Here is a 15,182-nt window from a genome sequence, read left to right on the forward strand (position 1 = left end):
TTTCTTAAAAAGAAAGTTTTGTTCTTTTAGATTGACACGCCGGCGGGATGGGAGCTTGATGATCACATCCTTTCCTCTCTCGGCGGAGAATAACGATGTGTGGCATCGTTGGGTTATTTCTGAAAAATCCCGCGCTTCAGCCTGAACTCGGACGGCTGACGTCCCAGATGCTGAAGGTCATGACGGAGCGCGGCCCTGACAGCGCCGGTTTTGCCGTTTATGGCGGCGCGCGCCACGGGCAGACCAAGATTACGGTACGGAACATTGCCCCGGAACAGGTCGCGATATTTGAAAAGGGACTGGCGCATATTGCCGGTCCCGATATTGGCGTGACCTTTCGCAATGATCACACGGTCATTACCCTGCCGACCGAACATGAAAAGGCCGTACGCCAGTTCATTGATGCCTTCGGCCACGGGGTTGCATTCGTATCCAGCGGCGACAGCATCGAACTGTATAAAGGCGTTGGCCTGCCAGAAGATGTCGCGACCCGCTTCGACCTTGCGGGCATGAGCGGCACCCACGCCATCGGGCATACCCGCATGGCGACGGAATCAGCCGTAACGACTGCTGGCGCACACCCGTTTTCAACCGGCCCGGACCAGTGCCTGGTCCATAACGGTTCGCTGTCCAACCATAACACCCTGCGCCGCCAGCTGGTGCGCGAAGGGCTGCAATTCGCCACTGAAAATGACTCGGAAGTGGCGGCGGGCTACCTGTCGTGGCGCCTGTCGCGCGGGGAACGGCTGGATGAAGCCCTGACAGCCTCCCTTGCCGACCTTGATGGTTTCTTCACCTTTGTCGTGGGCACCCGGGACGGGTTTGCGGTCTTGCGCGACCCGGTGGCGTGCAAACCCGCCGTCATCGCGGAAACGGATGACTATGTCGCCTTTGCTTCCGAATACCGTGCCTTCGCCCAACTTCCGGGCATTGCCAGCGCAACGGTCTTTGAACCCGAACCGCAGCGCGTCTATCACTGGGAACACGCAGCATGAGCAACATGCAGGAAATCGATCTGGCCCAATGCTCCCTGCGCGAAGCCAACAGCCAGTTACAGAGCGAGGATGCAACAGGGGCATGGGCCATCCGCAACCCGCGTGGGCGCCACGCCCTGGCCGTCGGCCTGAACAGCCCGATTGACGTCCTGATTGACGGGCAGGCCGGTTATTACGCCGGCGGCATGAACCAGCATGCCAACATCACCATTGAAGGCAATGCCGGCCCCGGCGTGGCTGAAAACATGATGAGCGGTCGCACCCACGTACGCGGCAACGCCAGTATGGCCGCCGGTGCGACAGGCCATGGCGGGCTGCTGGTCATTGATGGGGATGCCGGAGCGCGATGCGGCATATCCATGAAGGGCATCGATATCGTGGTACGTGGTTCGGTCGGTCATATGAGCGCTTTCATGGCGCAGTCCGGCACGCTGGTCGTATGCGGCGACGCGGGGGAAGCGCTGGGGGACAGCCTGTACGAAGCCAGGATCTTCGTTCGGGGTGAAGTAAAAAGCCTGGGCGCGGACTGCGAGGAAAAGGAAATGACCGCAGAGGACATCGCCCTGCTGCAGTCCCTGCTGGAAAGCGCGGGCATGACCGAATACCCGGCGGATAGCTTCCGTCTCTACGGTTCCGCGCGTCGCCTGTATCATTTCCATGTTGATAACGCCGCGGCGTACTGAGGCCATCATGACTGATAACACCAAAAAGATTCCGCTTACGAAGCCGCGTTTTTCCGCAACATTCGATCCGTTCACCATTTCTGAAATCCAGCGCGCCGCCGCCACCGGGATCTATGACATCCGTGGTGCGGGCACCAAGCGCAAGCTGCCCCATTTCGATGACCTGCTGTTTCTCGGGGCGTCGGTCTCGCGTTATCCGCTGGAAGGCTACCGGGAACGTTGCGATACGGATGTCGTGCTGGGCACGCGGTTTGCCAAGAAACCCATCCGCCTGAAAACACCGGTCACGATTGCGGGCATGTCCTTTGGCGCGCTGTCGGCACAGGCCAAGGAGGCACTGGGCCGCGGGGCCAGTGCCGTGGGTACTTCCACCACGACCGGCGACGGCGGCATGACACCGGAGGAGCGTGGACATTCCTCCACCCTTGTCTACCAGTACCTGCCTTCACGCTATGGCATGAACCCCGACGACCTGCGCCGCGCCGATGCGATCGAGGTGGTGGTGGGGCAGGGGGCCAAGCCCGGCGGCGGCGGCATGCTGCTGGGGCAGAAGATTTCCAAGCGTGTCGCAAAGATGCGCGACCTGCCCGAAGGCATTGACCAGCGCTCCGCCTGCCGTCACCCGGACTGGACGGGGCCGGACGACCTTGAAATCAAGATCGAGGAACTGCGTGAGATCACGGCGTGGGAAAAGCCCATCTATATCAAGGTCGGGGCCAGCCGTCCCTATTACGACGTCTCGCTTGCGGTAAAGGCAGGCGCGGATGTGGTCGTGCTGGATGGCATGCAGGGCGGCACGGCAGCCACGCAGGAAGTATTTATCGAACATGTCGGACTGCCCATCCTGGCGGCCATCCGTCCCGCCGTGCAGGCATTGCAGGATCTGGGCATGCACCGCAAGGTACAGCTTATCGTATCCGGCGGCATCCGCAGCGGCGCGGACATGGCCAAGGCGCTGGCGCTGGGGGCGGACGCAGTAGCCATCGGGACCGCGGCCCTGATCGCGCTGGGGGACCAGAGCCCCGACCTGGCGGAAGAATACGCCAAGCTAGGCACGGTTCCCGGCGCCTATGATGACTGGCAGGACGGGCGCGACCCGGCTGGCATCACCACGCAGAACCCCGAACTGGCCGCGCGCCTTGACCCGATCCTGGGCGGACGGCGGATTGCCAACTACCTGTCTGTCATGACCATGGAAGCACAGGCGATCGCACGAGCATGCGGGAAAAGCCATCTTCATAATCTTGAGCCTGAGGACCTTGTTGCCCTGACGATGGAAGCGGCCGCCATGACCCGTATCCCGCTGGCGGGAACGGAGTGGTATCCGGGCAGGCAGGGGTTCTGAAACCACAAGGGGCGTATTCCGGCGGGAACGCTCCTTTTCGTGTTTTTTCAAATATACTGAATACGGATATTCTGGTGATGGTTCAAGATGTTACAAAGGAATGCCCCCCTGTCGATCTTGCTGCCGAGGCCGAAAGACGGGGCATAAGCTACTTCCTTATTTCCTATACGGACCTGTCGGGCGCACAGCGGGCCAAGCTGGTCCCGGCATCAGCCATCCGGGGCATGCAGGAAAAGGGGGCGGGCTTTGCCGGATTTGCCGCCGCGTTCCAGCTTTCCCCCGCTGACCCCGACCTTGTCGCCGTGCCTGATCCCGCGACCCTGATCCAGCTGCCGTGGAAACCGGAAGTCGGCTGGCTTGCATCCGACCTGAAAATGCATGGCCAGTTCATCGAACAGGGACCACGCAACACGTTGCGCCGCATGATTGCCCGTGCCGGGGAAATGGGCCTTACGGTCAAGACGGGGGTTGAGTGTGAATTCTTCCTGCTGACCCCCGACGGGCAGGCCATTGGCGATCCGCATGACAATGCGCCCAAGTCCTGTTACGACGCGTCCGCCCTTATGCGGCGTTATGACGTCATTACCGAAATATGCGACGCCATGCTGCATCTGGGCTGGGAGCCGTACCAGAACGACCATGAGGACGCGAATGGCCAGTTCGAGATGAACTGGATATTCGATGAAGCCCTGGTGACGGCGGACCGCCACGTCTTCTTCAAATTCATGGCGCGTTCCATTGCCGAAAAGCACGGGCTGCGGGCAACGTTCATGCCCAAACCCTTCATGAACCTGACCGGCAGCGGGTGTCATGCCCATATCTCCCTGTGGAAAGGGGATACGAATATATGCCAGGCGGATGATGACCCGCTGGGACTGGGCCTGTCGGCGGAAGGATACCATTTTGTCGGCGGCCTGATTGAAAATGCGGATGCGCTGTGCGCGTTCCTCAACCCCGTCGTGAATTCCTACAAGCGGATCAATGCGCCGCGCACCGTCTCGGGTGCGACATGGTCCCCCAATTCCGTAACCTATGCGGGCGACAACCGCACCCATATGATCCGTGTGCCAGGCAAGGGGCGTTTTGAAATGCGCCTGCCCGATGGGGCGGCCAATCCGTACCTGCTGCAGGCATCCCTGCTGGCCGCCGGGCTGGATGGGCTGGAGCGCAGGCTGGACCCGGGAAAACCCCTTGATATCAACATGTATACCGAAGGTCACACGATCCGGGATGCCAAGAAGCTGCCCCTGAACCTGCTGGATGCGGTGCGGGCGCTGGACACGTGCGGGGCCATACGTGGCCTGTTGGGGGACGGGCTGGTCGATCCGTATATTCACCTGAAAATGGCGGAATGGAACGCCTATTGCAGCCATCTGTCCGAATGGGAACGGCAGGTCACGCTGGATTGCTAACAGGCTTTTTTCTGGTTTTCCGGGGAAAGTCGGTCAGAACAACGAATATGCATATTTCAGGATACTGAAAGACTCAATATATCTTAATGTTTCTTTTTAGAAACGGTTTTCTGGCACAGATGCACTGTATGTCCGTTCATAATAGGGATGTGATACTGCATCAGGAATAAAATTTCTTCCGTCAGGAACCATTTTCCTATTATGTTAAAACCCTGAATGATGATTTCTGTCATGTAATATCAATATATCCTGCCTGTTCCATTTCCCTATGTAAATATGTTACTATACCGTAATGCTATGTGTGGAGAGGGTCGTAAACACCGATGTCAGCGCTTTACCCACCATGCTCTTGCACAATGTCAGGCGCGCCAGAAGTGCCCGTATGGGATCGTTCCTATAGATGGGGACGGCGAATGATGGCTGTCAGTTTTCCTCATCTGTTCCACCCCTTGCAGATTTGGGGGAGTAACCCTGAAAAACCGTGTCATGTCTACGGGCCATGATACGGTCATGCTGGCAGACGCAATCGTGAATGATCACCTGATTGCCCTGCTGGCAATCGTCCCGGTGTTGCTGACGTGCCTGTACCGGCACGGAAGACAGGATGAAGGCAATCTGCAGTTACAGGAATGCGAACCGGAACATCCGCTGTCGGTTTCGTTACATAAATAAGCATAAACAGAACTGACATGTATTCAGGCAATGACATGATGTATAATAGAAATATCATATCGTTTTTTTATGTTTTTTTTATATTTATCCTGATTCCTGTGGTCGGAAATGCCAGCACCGTCCAGGTGGAATATAATTACAGCCTGATTGATACCACATATGTGGCGACATGCTGTTTTATTGTCATGTTGATGATGCTGCCTGGTCTGGCCCTGTTTTACGGGGGAATGGCACGTAGCAAGAATGTCCTGTCCGTAATGACACAGGTATTTGCTTCTGGCGTTTTCATTATTGTTTTGTGGATTATTTTTGGCTATTCATTTATATTTTCTAACAGTCCATTGCGTCCGGTAATAGGTGGATTTGATAAGATATTCCTGCGTGGAATTAATACAAACAGTGCAGTCGGAACTTTGCCCGAATATCTGTATTGCCTGTTTATGGCCCTGTTTGCTGCCATAACTGTCGGGATAATTGTTGGATCGGTCGCTGAGCGTATGCGGTTCGGGGCCTTTCTTCTATTCATATCATTATGGTTTTTGATTGACTACGTGCCGATGGCCCATATGGCATGGGGTGGCGGCTGGATTGAACCCCTGGACATACAGGATTTTGCCGGAGGGAATGTTGTTCATCTCAATGCAGGTATGGCCGGGTTGGTTGCCGCCGTAATGCTGGGCAGGCGGAAGGGGCTGGGCACCACGAATATGGCGCCCCACGATGTCAGCATGACCTATATAGGGGGATGTCTGCTTTTTGTCGGTTGGTTAGCTTTTTGCGGTGGCTGTAATTACTCAGTTAACGGACTGACCATTTTGTTAATGTTGAATACCCTGATTGGCGGCGCAGGTGGAGCCATTGCATGGTGTTTTACCGAATGGCGCTATCATGGTCGTCCCAGTACATTGGGGATTATATCAGGCGCCATAGCCGGACTGGTTGGAATTACACCAGCATGTGGGTATGTAACCCCCATGTCGGCATTTATAATAGGCATCATAACAAGTATTTCCTGCCTGTGGTCTGTCAACAACCTGAAAAAACGTTTTGGATTTGATGATGCTTTTGATGTTTTTTCAATTCACGGGGTGGGCGCACTAGTGGGTGGGCTACTCACCGTTATCTTTGCCGCTTCATTTTTTGGGGGAACGGGATATCCACATGGTCGAAATATGTGGGAACAGATGAGCATTCAGATACTGGGAATTTCTTTCAGCATGCTCTTTTCAGTTGTTGCGACATATTTCTCTCTGAAATTAACCCGTTGTGCTATTCCCCTGCGGGTAGAGGAAGACGAAGAGTCCATCGGACTGGATCTGGAATCCCATGGTGAGGTCGCATATCACACAGATAGAATTGGTAGCGACTGACTTGCTCCTATCAGTGGAAGGGATCAGCCTTTTGCCGATCATATAAAAAATATGACATTTTATAAAACGATCCCGGGCGGATGGCCGCCTGTGCGGCATAAATCCTGTTTCTGTCGAACCGTTCCAAGCCGTGCGTCTGCGTAAAGCTGTCGCTTTTGATGATAATCTGTAAAGAGGTCGTCATCATTCCCGATGGTGCACGTCGCATTATTGCACCAGCCAACGCAAGCCAGCATGATTTTTTCGCGGCGCCGGGCGTGGATCTGGTATCTCGTAATCAGCCAGCGCTACAGAGGCGCGAAAGCTTCTGATGCTGCGTTATCTTCTGAATACAAATTTCTGCATCCGCGTAATACGCGATCGTCCAGAATATCTGCGCCAGAAGCTCAATGATAATGCAGAAGCTCTCTATATCTCCGACGTGGTGTTGTACGAACTTCTATATAGTGCCGAGAAGTCACAGGATCCCTCAAAGGTGCGTAGGGGGTAGAGCACTTCGCAGCGCGTCCAGGAAACACGTTCGGACTACAGGCATCCCATAATGCCGTATGTTGCAAAATATCTTTCCCCATTCGAAATCCTTCAGGGATTGTTATATTATAACATTCCATATAAGTTTGGTGGATCACAACCGAATGAAGGGTGTCCGTCATGCATGAAAGGCTTCCGGTAACGGTTCCTTCCGGCTTTCCCGGAGCGGGAAAGACGACGCTTCTCAACCATGTGCTTAATAACCGCGAGGGCCGCAAAGACGATGGCAGATAACGAGCGGACCCTGCGGCATGAGATGTGGCGGCGCTATGCGGGTGATGACTGGGCAGCCTTCGATGCTCTTCCCGCCGCGATCCGCAACAGGGTTGCAGCACATGCCTATGATGCCTGGTCGGTCAATGTCATGATGCTGTGGCAGCATTACAAACGGCTCTATGGGCGCACGATGCGCGCCGAGCGGGCGTTGATCCGGTATCTTGATTATTGCGAGCGGCTGGAGCGGGAAGTGTTTGCCTCGCGCTATAGCGAATCCTACGGCATGACCCTGCCGCATGATGCGGCAGGCGTGACCGTGCTGAGATGACACTGGCATCCGAATGCCAGCATTCTGGCTTTTTATCTGCCTGTAGCCGCCTGTCGGGCTATCTGGCCTGACGGGTCTGCCGCTTTCGTTGCCAGATCATGATACCCGTTACCACCAGCATGCACACGGACAAACCCGACAGGCATATGAGGATACGTCCGGCAAACCCGGCTATCCTGCCGCTATGCCATGGCAACTGCATCTGCATGACCAGATTGCCCGCAGCCCCCCGACCGGGCATGTCACCTGCCGTGACCTGACCGGTTTTCAGATCCACGGTAACTATGGGACTGCCCAACCCGGAGGGTTCTGTTCCCTGATTGCTGAAAAGGTAGAACATGGCGGTCCCGCCATCCGGGTCCAGCAATACTGCGGCCGGTCTCTCGCCGCTGCCATGGGCCTGCACGAAACCTGCGGCGAGGCCTTCCGCCTGATCAATCGTAACCGGATGGGCCGGGAGCCGTGTGTCCGTCATGGGCGACGCGGTGGGCAGGATGGTCCGGATGACGGGATTGAAGACCTCATCCTCAAGCGCCAGCGCCACCCCGCTTATGGCAATGCCCAGCAGGACAACCCATAGCCAGAGCGAGACGGCCCGATGCAGGTCAAACGTGATCCGTATGGAAGAACGTCGCAGGCCAATCGCCCATGTCTTGCGCCATTGCCGCCAGAATGCCTGCCGCCATGCAGGCTGGTGCAACGGAAAGGTCAGGAAAAGGCCGACCACACAGTCAATCGACCACAGCATGGCCGAGATCCCCATGACCCACATACCCGCCTGGCCCAGATCAAGGGAATAATGAACACGGTATATAAAAGACATCAGCACGCGACGGTTGAAGCAGCAGCCTTCGGCCGGGCGCATGCCCTGAATGCGCCCCGTGCCGGGGTCGAGAAAAATTTCATTTTCAACCGGATCTGTCCTGCCCGCGACCGTTTCGGACGAATAAACCACGATCGCACGCCCCGCAGGGGGGCGGTAGAGCAGGGCGGTCACCTGTGTTTCAGGGCGCTGCAGCTTCAGCCGCGCCAGCAATGCTGAAACCGGCAGGGGATGTGCCGGGGCAGGGGCATGGAACAGGTCAGGATTGAGGGCTGCGTCAATTTCCGTGCGGAATACGCTGATGCTTCCCGTAAGCCCTGCAATGAACAGCACGCCCGACAGCAGCAGCCCCGTATATCGGTGCAGGCGCACAAGGGCCGGACGAACGGTTTTCAGGGTCAGGACAGCCATCATGCATGCCTTGGCACGCCCGTCAGGGCAGGGCAACAAAAGAAAATAAGACGCGTTCGCATATTTGGTCGTCCGGTTTCCCAAACGCCCCGCCGGGACACGACATGCGTGAAAGCCCCGGATTGTATCGAAACATCACAGTGCTATTCTTTCATTGATAATGATTCTTATATTCATATAAGGAAGGCGCGCCCTCGTCCGGGCGCTGACGCACGCTGTCAAGGAACCTTCAGGCCGTGGCCTCGACCGATCATCTTCTGGAAATCTATCTGGCAAACCGGTCGCGTTTCGTGTCCTTCGCCGTATCCATGGTCGGTTGTGCGGCACAGGCGGAAGATATCGTGCAGGATGCTTTTGTTCAGGTCGCATCCGTCAGGCGGCAGGGGATCATTTTCAACCCCGTCGCGTATCTGACCACGATCATACGCAATCTGGCGCTTGATCATCTGCGTGCCGCGCGCAGGCAGATTCCAACCGAAATCGATCATGCCCTGCTGGCTGATACAGGTGCGGGGTCGATATCGCCCGAAGCCCATTGCGGGCACCGGCAGGAACTGCATACCGTGGCACATGCCCTGGCCAACCTGCCGCCACGCACCCGTCGCGCGTTCGAGATGTATCGCATCGGTGGTTACACATTGCGGGAAATCGCGACCGTTCTGGGTGTTTCCACCACGCGCGTGCACAGGATGATCCAGATCGCGCTGGTGGCCTGTGCCGCGGCCCTGCCAGACATGGAGCCGTAAAATTTTCCCCCTGGCGTTAAAAAACAGGCACCTGCGCCGTCCCTGTTCCTGGAACTACGTTCAACGCCACGGGCGCGGAACGAATGGGGATGGGCACGGATGAACACACAGCCAACACCGGGCACCGAACGTGCCATGCTGGAAGCCGCCACCTGGAAAATCCGCCTCAATGAGGCACCGGATGATGAAACGGTACGGGCGAAATGGGCCGCATGGCGCGCGCAGAACCCCGACCATGAGCGGGCATGGCGCCGGATGGAACGCGCCTGGGCCCTTACGGGCCAGATGGTTCCCGTAACGCCCCCGCATGACCGGCCCGCAACACCCCGGCGGCCTGCGGCTGGCAGAACTGCCCGGGCACGCCCGTTGCGGATTGCGGCGGCCTGCATGCTGCCGGTGGCGGCGAGCGTGCTGGCCTTTGCCACACCAGACCTCATGTTCCGCCTGCAGGCCGATTATTACACGAAAACCGGCGAAACCCGCACGGTCAGCCTGTCGGATGGAACGGCGGTGACCCTGGCGGGTCATTCCGCCATCGCCGTGCATTATTCGGGTCGGGAACGGGGGGTTACGCTGCTGGCCGGGGAGGCGTTTTTCAGTGTCGTGCATGACGCAAAACGCGGCTTTGCCGTCAGGGCAGGGAATGTGACGACGCGCGATATCGGCACCACCTTTGATGTGCAGATGACCGGCCCCCATGTCACTGTTGCCGTGCGTGAGGGGATCGTAAGCGTATCCCGCCAGTCCAACCCCGCCCTGCGCCTGACCGCCGGCCAGACATGGGCGGTCGACCAGCACACGGGGCAGGCCCACCGCGGCACGATCGACCCGGAGGATGTCGGTTCATGGCGGTCAGGGCAGATGGTGCTGGACGACGTACGGTTTTCTGACGCGGTCGCGATGCTGGGCCGCTACTATCCGGGCACCATCGTGACCCATGATCTTGAAGACGACACCATCCCGGTAGGGGGCGTGTATGATCTGCGTCATCCCAGGGAGGCGCTGGAAGCCCTTTGCGCGCTGCATGGGGGCAGGCTTGTCTCGCTTCCTGCGGGCTTCACCCTGGTGCTGGCTGACCACAAGACGCCCTGACAGCCCATCAGTTTTTTGCATCGGAACATAAAAAAAGTTTCACCCACACGTTAAAAATAAATCGTCTCAACGGACATGGATATACGCGAATGCAATTCGTTTGCATTTCATGCCAACCGTCCGCCCGTGAGACCCGACCATGCCGTGTGTTCTTCTGCCGTCCCCCCTCAATCGCATCCGGCTTTCCCGATCCAGCCTGCTTACGGGCACGTCCGCCCTGCTGTTCGTCATGTGGACCGCCACGGGCCATCATGCCGCGGCCGCACCGGTTGAGGGCAACGTGGCCGTCCCACCATCACAGGCACAGCCCTTCAGTATTCCTGCCCAGCCACTAGGCCGCGCCCTTGCCGCCCTTGGCGCACAGACCGGTCTGCAGATCGCGTTCGACAGCGCCACGATAGCAGGCGCACGCTCAGGGGCGGTGAACGGGCAGATGACAGCGGAACAGGCGCTTGCCAGCCTTCTGGCGGGCACGGGCATCAGTTACCAAAGAACCGGGGCGCATTCCGTCTCGCTCATCCGCGCGCCAGCCACCATCACCCTTGATCCGGTGCGGGTGGAAGGGCAGGGGAACGGGCACGGCAGAACAGGCTGGAAAGAAGAGCAGATCGCCGTTTACGCCACATCGGGACGGGCCGGTCTGGTCCCCAAGAATTCCAGTGCCGCCACCAAGACCGACACGCCCCTGATCGAAACCCCGGAATCCATATCCGTCGTAACCCGCGCGCAACTGGACCAGCAGAACGCCCGCACCATAGCCGAGGCCCTGCGCTATAATGCCGGTGTGTCGGGCGATGTGGCGTCGGGCTACACCACGCGGTTCGACATGGTTGAAATCCGCGGCTTTCAGGGTGCTGCGGGCGCGGATGAGTTTGTTGACAATTTGCGCCTGTTCAACGGCGCGTACTACGCCACCCAGCAGATCGATCCCTACCTGCTCGACCGGATCGACATCCTCAAGGGGCCGCCTTCAGTCCTGTACGGGCAGTCCAATCCCGGGGGCGCCATCGTGCTGACCACAAAACAGCCAACGGCCACGCCCGTCCACTCCATCTCGGTCGAGGGCGGGACATACGGCTACGTGCGCGGCACCGCCGATTTTGGCGGGCGGATCGACCGTGATGGCAAGTGGCTGTACCGCATCGCCGCAACCGCCACCACGTCGGGCACGCAGGACGAACACACCCGCAACGAACGCTTCGGCGTCCTGCCATCGCTGACATGGACCCCCAATGACCGCCTGACCATGACGCTGTCCGCCTTCTGGCAGCGCGACCCGCGTGGCGGCAATTTTGATACAGCCCCCCTGCAGGGCACCATCCTGCCTAATCCGAATGGCAAGATTTCGGACCATTTCTACCCCGGCGACCCGAATTTCGAGACCTACAAGCGCACCCAGACGGCGGTGAACTACCGCCTGAGCTACCAGATTGCGCCCAACTGGACCTTCAAGTCGTTTGCCCGCTACGCGAATGTGGGGGCGTTTTTCCAGCAGGTATCCTCGGGCGGGATGCTCGATGATGACAACCGCACGCTGGAGCGCGCCGCCTACGGGTCGGAGGAACATTTCGACACGATCACGGTGGAAGAACAGATCCTTGGCCATTTCCGCACCGGGCCGGTCAGGCACAACGTGATCATTGGTGGCAACTGGCAGAATATCCGTGATTCCGCCAATTTGTATTACGGCGATGCGCCGTCGCTGGATGTCTTTTCCCCCACATACGGGCAGAGCATCGGCAAGCTGGACCTGTATGAAGCCCAGAGCATCACCACCAATCAGGAAGGCATCTATGGCGAGGACCAGATGACATGGGGCCACCTGCATGTGCAGGGCGGCGTGCGCCATGACTGGTCCACCATCGACACCCGTGACCAGACGGATAGCGGCGGCAGCTTCAACCAATCCGATCAGGCCACGACGTGGCGTGGCGGCATCCTGTATGCGTTCCCCATCGGGCTTTCACCCTATTTCCATTATGCGGAATCCTTCCAGCCCGCCAACAACCTGTCCTTCAATGGCACGCCGTTCAAACCCACGCGGGGGCGGCAGTTTGAAGTGGGGCTGAAATACCAGCCGCATGGCTTCAACGGGTTTTTCACGGCAGCACTGTATGACCTGAAGCAGAGCAACGTGCTGGTTACCGATCCGGTCCATATCGATTTCTATACCCAGACCGGCGGGATACGCTCGCGCGGGATCGAACTCGAAGCTCATGTGGACCTGACCCGCAACCTGAACATCATCGCGGCCTATACGTATCAGGACGTGGCCTATACGCGCGGCAGTGGCGACCTGACGGGCGAGCGCCCGATTGCGGTGCCCAAGCAGACATTCTCGGTCTGGGGGCATTATGACCTGCGCAATGGCCCGCTGCGGGGTCTGGGGTTTGGCGCGGGCGTGCGCTACAACGGCAATACGCTGGTGGACAACACGCTGGAATATGTCACACCCAGCTATGTTCTGGTGGATGCGCAGGCACAGTATTCACTCGATGCCGTAGCCCCACGGATGAAGGGCATGCTGTTTCAGGTCACGGCGCAGAATCTGCTTAACCAGCGGTACTATCCCGGCTGCGCGGGTGCCGATACCGGCTGCTATATCGGCGCGAACCGCAATGTGATCGGCAAGGTGACGTATAGCTGGTAATGACTGCAAATATTGACTGTCAGTTATGCGATTAACGCATGGTTCAGCGAACGTATCCCATACAGACGATTTATCCCGGAAGGAAATAACAGCGCGCGCCAGCCGCCGTCCGATATTTTTGGACGGTTCCGTTCAACATACTGATTTACATATATTTTTCCAAGAACTCAGAAAACATGTCGCATGTGTCCCGACGGTGACATACGAAACTTTAACATGCGAATGATTATTATTACAGGACATGAAAACAGCAGGAGATACGACGCACGACAAGGCAGAGCCCCGTGCGTCGATCTTCTTGGAGGCGGTGCCCGTGTCCTACGCGGACAAGATTTTTCTGGAAGTCCTTGAAATCAACAAGCGAGATCCTGATCATCGGCGCTGTGCTGGCCGTCTATCTGACATTGGGCATGCTTTATGAAAGCGTGTGGCACCCGCTGACCATTCTCTCTACCATCCCCTCGGCGGGGATCGGGGTAGTCATGGCGCTCGATCTGTTCGGACTGCCGCTCCCGGGCATGGCGGTGATCGCCATGCTGCTGTTCACCGACATCTCGCTCAAGAACGCCATCCTGCTGGTGGATTTTGCCATCCATGCCGAACGCGAACACGGCCTGACATCACGCGATGCCATCCTCGCGGCCTGTCTGCTGCGTCTGCGGTCCATCGTCATGACGACCTTTGCCGCCGCCCTTGGCGCGCTGCCGCTGGTGCTGATGGGCGGCTATGGGATGGAGCTACGCCAGCCGCTCGGAATCGCGCTGATCGGTGGCCTGCTGGTCAGTCAGGCCCAGACCATGTTCACAACGCCCGCGCTTTATCTGCTTGTCGCGCGATGCGCCTCTTTTTTCAGGAAAGCAGAAACATCATGAGATTTTCCGGTCATGTGATCAGGGTAGGGGACTGACGGATGGACTGCCTGCAGCGGCTGAAATAGCGGGTTTATCGGAATGATAAAAATATATTCCGATATATCTTGACATAAGATATATCGGAACGTATATCGGTAAGCATGAAACACAGAAACAGACACGCAGGCGGTCGTAACCGCCAGACTTTCTCCCCCGAAGGCATGGCAGGTTCCGGGGAACCCCGCCGCCATCACGGTCGCGGTGGACACCACGGCGGTGGCCGCCGGGGCGGGCGTCACCGGCTGTTCGATTATGGCGAAATGCGGCTTCTGGTCCTCTCGCTGATCGCGGAAAAACCGACCTACGGCTACGAACTGATCCGCATGATCGAGGAAAAGTTCGGTGGCAGCTACGCCCCCAGCCCTGGCGTGATCTACCCCACGCTGACCTGGCTGGATGAAGCGGGCTATGCCCGGATTGTCGAAGCCGAAGGCCGCAAGAACTATCACATCACGCCGGAAGGCGAGGCGTTCCTGGCCGCCAGCCGTGCGGCCCTTGATGAAATCCTGGCCCGCGCGGCGACCGGTGCGGCAGAGGGCAGGGGAGGTCGCAAGGATGTCCCGATGCCGGTCATGCGCGGCATGGAAAACCTGCGCACGGCACTTCGGCTGAGGCTGCGCAACGGCGGCCTTGATAAAGACGCCGAGGAAAAGATCGCAGCCCTGCTGGATGACGCCGCCCGGGCGATTGGACAGGTCTGAACCAAGCTTTCCGGCGCGGTCGGCCAACAGGTCGTCCGGTCGGGGAACGCTCCATAATCCCGCTATGTACAAGATCTGTTTTTATGGAATGTCATGGCGTGGTTTGTGAGTGACCGGGCAAAGGTTACTCACGTTCCAGAATACGCGTTCGGATATCTGGAACATTAACTGGAATATTACCGGTCCATGAAGAAGTATAAACTTTGGACCAGATATTCTCGATACTATTTTTCACATCGTTCGACCTCACATGTCCGCTGATGCGGGACGATGGATCAGAGGCCGAATCAAAGGAT

Annotated in this window: 12 protein-coding genes and 2 pseudogenes; 13 read left to right on the forward strand and 1 reads right to left on the reverse strand. The window is 57.9% G+C overall.

Annotation, left to right across the window (positions count from 1 at the left end):
• The first annotated feature begins 95 nt into the window (after positions 1–95).
• From S101446_RS04015 to S101446_RS04060, 8 genes and pseudogenes are all read left to right on the forward strand, one after another.
• Positions 96–995 (forward strand): class II glutamine amidotransferase, encoded by a 900-nt coding sequence (locus S101446_RS04015; protein ID WP_087607691.1) that lies wholly within the window; start codon positions 96–98, stop codon positions 993–995.
• Positions 992–1,678: a GltB/FmdC/FwdC-like GXGXG domain-containing protein gene (locus S101446_RS04020; RefSeq protein WP_375138800.1), complete on the forward strand. Its 687-nt coding sequence runs from the start codon at positions 992–994 to the stop codon at positions 1,676–1,678. Before S101446_RS04015 ends, S101446_RS04020 begins: the two co-directional genes overlap by 4 nt.
• Before the next feature lie 7 nt (positions 1,679–1,685).
• Positions 1,686–3,023 carry an FMN-binding glutamate synthase family protein gene (locus S101446_RS04025; protein ID WP_087607692.1) on the forward strand — a complete coding sequence of 446 codons (1,338 nt, stop codon included), beginning with the start codon at positions 1,686–1,688 and terminating at the stop codon, positions 3,021–3,023.
• Between the two features lie 77 nt (positions 3,024–3,100).
• Positions 3,101–4,435 carry a type III glutamate--ammonia ligase gene (gene glnT / locus S101446_RS04030; RefSeq protein WP_087607693.1) on the forward strand — a complete coding sequence of 445 codons (1,335 nt, stop codon included), beginning with the start codon at positions 3,101–3,103 and terminating at the stop codon, positions 4,433–4,435.
• 707 nt (positions 4,436–5,142) lie between these two features.
• Positions 5,143–6,477, forward strand: coding sequence for an ammonium transporter (locus tag S101446_RS04040; RefSeq protein ID WP_157684814.1), 1,335 nt, complete (start codon positions 5,143–5,145; stop codon positions 6,475–6,477).
• A gap of 310 nt (positions 6,478–6,787) precedes the next feature.
• A pseudogene (locus S101446_RS18350) lies at positions 6,788–6,984 on the forward strand (PIN domain-containing protein); the annotation flags it as partial.
• A gap of 144 nt (positions 6,985–7,128) precedes the next feature.
• Positions 7,129–7,227: pseudogene (locus S101446_RS04055) on the forward strand (GTP-binding protein); the annotation flags it as partial.
• A gap of 4 nt (positions 7,228–7,231) precedes the next feature.
• Positions 7,232–7,552, forward strand: coding sequence for a DUF6525 family protein (locus S101446_RS04060; RefSeq protein ID WP_087607696.1), 321 nt, complete (start codon positions 7,232–7,234; stop codon positions 7,550–7,552).
• 58 nt (positions 7,553–7,610) lie between these two features.
• Here the strand turns inward: S101446_RS04060 and S101446_RS04065 are convergent, their stop codons facing one another.
• Complete coding sequence (locus tag S101446_RS04065; RefSeq protein ID WP_087607697.1) at positions 7,611–8,789, reverse strand: PepSY-associated TM helix domain-containing protein; 1,179 nt, start codon at positions 8,787–8,789, stop codon at positions 7,611–7,613.
• A 233-nt stretch (positions 8,790–9,022) separates the two neighbouring features.
• On the opposite strand from S101446_RS04065, the gene S101446_RS04070 reads away from it, so the two are divergent.
• The 5 genes from S101446_RS04070 to S101446_RS04090 all read left to right on the forward strand — a co-directional run bounded on the left by S101446_RS04070 (position 9,023) and on the right by S101446_RS04090 (position 14,886).
• Positions 9,023–9,532 carry a sigma-70 family RNA polymerase sigma factor gene (locus tag S101446_RS04070; protein ID WP_157684815.1) on the forward strand — a complete coding sequence of 170 codons (510 nt, stop codon included), beginning with the start codon at positions 9,023–9,025 and terminating at the stop codon, positions 9,530–9,532.
• Between the two features lie 99 nt (positions 9,533–9,631).
• Entirely contained in the window at positions 9,632–10,624 is a 993-nt protein-coding gene (locus S101446_RS04075) for a FecR family protein (protein WP_087607699.1), read from the forward strand.
• 139 nt (positions 10,625–10,763) lie between these two features.
• Positions 10,764–13,274 (forward strand): TonB-dependent siderophore receptor, encoded by a 2,511-nt coding sequence (locus tag S101446_RS04080; protein WP_087607700.1) that lies wholly within the window; start codon positions 10,764–10,766, stop codon positions 13,272–13,274.
• Positions 13,275–13,621: 347 nt separating this feature from the next.
• Complete coding sequence (locus tag S101446_RS04085) at positions 13,622–14,146, forward strand: efflux RND transporter permease subunit (RefSeq protein WP_087607701.1); 525 nt, start codon at positions 13,622–13,624, stop codon at positions 14,144–14,146.
• A gap of 140 nt (positions 14,147–14,286) precedes the next feature.
• Positions 14,287–14,886, forward strand: coding sequence for a PadR family transcriptional regulator (locus S101446_RS04090; RefSeq protein ID WP_208620551.1), 600 nt, complete (start codon positions 14,287–14,289; stop codon positions 14,884–14,886).
• Positions 14,887–15,182: the final 296 nt, after the last annotated feature.

Source organism: Komagataeibacter europaeus, assembly GCF_002173515.1.
Lineage (GTDB): Bacteria > Pseudomonadota > Alphaproteobacteria > Acetobacterales > Acetobacteraceae > Komagataeibacter > Komagataeibacter europaeus.

What these genes read in the sequence shown, in the direction of transcription:
- S101446_RS04015 (WP_087607691.1), top strand. Translation starts at nt 96, where the DNA reads ATGTGTGGCATCGTTGGGTTATTTCTGAAAAATCCCGCGCTTCAGCCT.
- S101446_RS04020 (WP_375138800.1), top strand. Translation starts at nt 992, where the DNA reads ATGAGCAACATGCAGGAAATCGATCTGGCCCAATGCTCCCTGCGCGAA.
- S101446_RS04025 (WP_087607692.1), top strand. Translation starts at nt 1,686, where the DNA reads ATGACTGATAACACCAAAAAGATTCCGCTTACGAAGCCGCGTTTTTCC.
- glnT (WP_087607693.1), top strand. Translation starts at nt 3,101, where the DNA reads ATGGTTCAAGATGTTACAAAGGAATGCCCCCCTGTCGATCTTGCTGCC.
- S101446_RS04040 (WP_157684814.1), top strand. Translation starts at nt 5,143, where the DNA reads ATGATGTATAATAGAAATATCATATCGTTTTTTTATGTTTTTTTTATA.
- S101446_RS04060 (WP_087607696.1), top strand. Translation starts at nt 7,232, where the DNA reads ATGGCAGATAACGAGCGGACCCTGCGGCATGAGATGTGGCGGCGCTAT.
- S101446_RS04065 (WP_087607697.1), bottom strand. Translation starts at nt 8,789, where the DNA reads ATGATGGCTGTCCTGACCCTGAAAACCGTTCGTCCGGCCCTTGTGCGC.
- S101446_RS04075 (WP_087607699.1), top strand. Translation starts at nt 9,632, where the DNA reads ATGAACACACAGCCAACACCGGGCACCGAACGTGCCATGCTGGAAGCC.
- S101446_RS04080 (WP_087607700.1), top strand. Translation starts at nt 10,764, where the DNA reads ATGCCGTGTGTTCTTCTGCCGTCCCCCCTCAATCGCATCCGGCTTTCC.
- S101446_RS04090 (WP_208620551.1), top strand. Translation starts at nt 14,287, where the DNA reads ATGAAACACAGAAACAGACACGCAGGCGGTCGTAACCGCCAGACTTTC.